The organism is Streptomyces sp. NPDC002785 (assembly GCF_040295565.1).
GTDB lineage: Bacteria > Actinomycetota > Actinomycetes > Streptomycetales > Streptomycetaceae > Streptomyces.
Map to the genome: position 1 here is coordinate 8,389 of NZ_JBEOVN010000223.1, position 2,874 is coordinate 11,262.

General features: G+C 69.2%; 3 protein-coding genes and 1 pseudogene. 1 reads left to right on the forward strand and 3 read right to left on the reverse strand.

Going from position 1 to position 2,874, the window contains the following annotated elements:
• On the forward strand, nt 1-524 hold a 524-nt coding region (locus ABTZ94_RS32570; protein WP_351206245.1), incomplete at its 5' end, for an IS6 family transposase.
• A 44-nt stretch (nt 525-568) separates the two neighbouring features.
• Here the strand turns inward: ABTZ94_RS32570 and ABTZ94_RS32575 are convergent.
• The 3 genes and pseudogenes from ABTZ94_RS32575 to ABTZ94_RS32585 form a co-directional block, all read right to left on the reverse strand.
• Entirely contained in the window at nt 569-1,429 is an 861-nt protein-coding gene (locus ABTZ94_RS32575; protein ID WP_351206247.1) for a transposase, read from the reverse strand.
• 145 nt (nt 1,430-1,574) lie between these two features.
• A complete protein-coding gene (locus ABTZ94_RS32580; protein ID WP_351206249.1) occupies nt 1,575-2,417 on the reverse strand; it encodes an IS5 family transposase in 843 nt (280 codons plus the stop codon).
• A gap of 96 nt (nt 2,418-2,513) precedes the next feature.
• A pseudogene (locus ABTZ94_RS32585) lies at nt 2,514-2,874 on the reverse strand (MFS transporter); the annotation flags it as partial.

Here is a 2,874-nt window from a genome sequence, read left to right on the forward strand (position 1 = left end):
TGCGCCGCCGGCGGCCCCGGCCCGGGGAAAAGTGGCACCTGGACGAGGTCTTCATCAAGATCAACGGAGAGCAGAAGTACCTGTGGCGGGCTGTGGACGCCGACGGCACCGTCCTGGACATCCTGGTCCAGAACCGGCGGGACACCGCTGCGGCCAGGCGGTTCTTCCGCAAACTGCTCAAGAAGACCTGCTCGGTGCCGCGGGTAATCGTCACCGACAAGCTCCGCTCCTACGGCGCGGCCCACCGCGAGGTCATGCCCTCCGTCGAGCACCGTTCTCACAAGGGCCTGAACAACCGCGCCGAGAACAGTCATCAGCCCACCCGGCAGCGCGAACGCGCCATGAAGGGCTTCCGTAGAGTCGGCGGGGCCCAGCGTTTTCTGTCCGCGTTCAGCGGCATCTCACCCCACTTCAGGACTCGCCGCCATCTGATGACCGCCACCGAATACCGCACCGAGATGACCACCCGCTTCGCCATCTGGGACCAGGCCACCGGCGCCGCCGGCCAGCCCGCCGAAGCCTGAACACCAGCCCGAAACACCGGCCCCCACCACGCCCCGACGCACCGTCAGCGACCCACGCAGCCAACAACGTGACAGCGCCCGCCGAAGCGGTCGTGGGTGCCGGTCGGCTCCTGGACCGGGGCGGGATGGGTGGCGGGGTCGGCGAGGCGGAACTCCGCTCCGTGGCGGGGCGGGCGTCCGGGGTTGGTTCCGCGGCGCTTGCCGGCCGGTGCGTACATCACCCGGTCCGCGCGGATCCGTCCCAGCAGCCGTACCGGCTCCTCGCGCAGTAGCCAGGTCAGACGCACGAGGTCGTATCCGGAGTCCATGACGAACAGGATCGGCGGGTCGCCCGGTTGCCATTGCCCGGCCCGTTCCAGGCGGGCGTGCAGCTCACGGATCTGGGTCGCGGTGACTTCGGTGGGGTCGTCCTCGGGGCCCAGTCGCACCACGTCGAGCGGGCCGGTCCACGAGGAGCGGCCACCACCGAGGGCGGCGGCGATCTGGTAGGGCCAGCCGGGGATGGTTTGGCGCACGCCGTCGCAACGGCACGGGCGGTGGCAGTGCAGGCGTTCGGGCGAGCACTCGGCGTCCGGTCGGGGCCAGGGCGTGACGTCCAGTGCGATGGACAGCTGCCGGTCCGCCCCGCGCGGCAGCTTCAAGCCCGCCAGCGCCACGCGGAGGCGGGACACGTTGATGCGGCCCTGGGCCAGTGCGTCGTACATCGCCCCGTGCCCGCGCCGGTGCACCGCCTCCAACGTCAGCTCCGGCAGCGAGACCACCGGCCCGTCGGCGCACAGCACCGCGTCCGTCAGCTCGAACAGGGCATCCCCTCGCAGGGTCAGGCACTCGTAGAACTCGCGGCGGAACCGGGACAACCCGGTCAGGGCCACGACGCGCGCAGCGTCGTCTTGCAGACTGTCCATCACGGCCTTTGGGTTGATCGACTGTCGACTTCAGCGAGAAGACACGATCACGCAAAGGCCGCCCAGCTGTCAGGCGAACGACGAACCCCACCAAAAAATGATCTTGGTGGGGTTAATAGTCAAGCTTAGAGCTCGCGCGGATAGGTCAGGGTCGTCGGGCAGGGCGGGCATCCCACCGGTAGGCCGTCCAGGCCCGGCGTAGCAGCCTGCGGATCACGATGACCGCGCTGGCCAACGCCACCCACGCGTCCTGCACCACCGCGCGCCGGTCAGTCACGATCGCTAACGCCTTGAACCCCCGGTTGTGCCAGGAGTTGGTCCGTTCGATCACCCACCGGTGGGTGTGGTTGATCGGCACGAACTGCCCTTTCGGGGTGATCCGCCCAGCGCAGCCCAGCTCTTCCAGCAGCGCCCGGGTGGGTTGTGAGTCGTAGCCGGCGTCCAGGTGCACTGTGATCGACGGTGGCAGATGGAACCCGAACAGGCGCAGGGTCTCCAGGGTGGGGCGCAACAGCGGCGAGTCGTTGCGGTTTGCGCCAGCCAGGACCCACCCCAACGGCAAGCCCCCGCCGTCGACCAGTACCGAACGCTTCAGACCGCTCTTGCCTCGGTCCACCGGACTACGCCCGGTGTTCTGGCCACCGCCAGGGGCTTTCACGATGCAACCGTCCACCACGAGATTCTCAAGGTCGAGGCCGATGGCCTCGTCGTATGCCTCGAGCGCCAGCCGGTGCAGCCGCTCGAAGAGGCCATTGGCGATCCACTCATCCCGCCGAGCCCTCATCGTAGTTGCCGAGCAGGTGTGGTCGGCATGCTGCTGGTAGGTGCCTCCGAGCACGAGGCGAGCCAGGAGCTTGTCGAACACGACCCGGTCGGGGATGCGGGGACGGTGGCAGCCCAATGGATGAGCGGCCACTGCCCGCTTGGGCAGGAGGGCGTGGAACTGGTCCCACAACGGGTCGGTTATGGATGAGGGCAGGACGGGCACGTGACCTTCGCTCGGCCGTAGAGGGCGTTGACCAGCAAGACCCGCAAGGGTGTGCCGCCCCGAATGTCATGGCGGCACACCCCTGCGGGGCGAAAGTCACCCGGCCTGTTCCTGCAGGTCCGCTGCGGGAGCGGGCGCGGGCATGCGCCAAGCCACAACCGCGCCGGTCACGAGCCCCATGACGGCCAGCAGGGTGGCCACCAGGAACGGATCGAAGGAGTGCAAGGACGGGGCGAACCCGATCCCAACACAGACTGCTACCCCGGTCGCACCGCCCAGTTGGTCAGCCGCGCGCTGGACGCCCGAGGCGGTCCCGGCGTCGTCCGCGGTGACGCCGCTGACCGCGAGGTACTGGAGCCCCACGATGCCGAACCCCATCCCGGCCGCGATCAGGAGCATGGGCGGGATCATCGTCATGCCGCCTGCCCGCAGGGCCGCGATGGCCGCGATCGCGGCC

What these genes read in the sequence shown, in the direction of transcription:
- ABTZ94_RS32575 (WP_351206247.1), bottom strand. Translation starts at nt 1,429, where the DNA reads ATGGACAGTCTGCAAGACGACGCTGCGCGCGTCGTGGCCCTGACCGGG.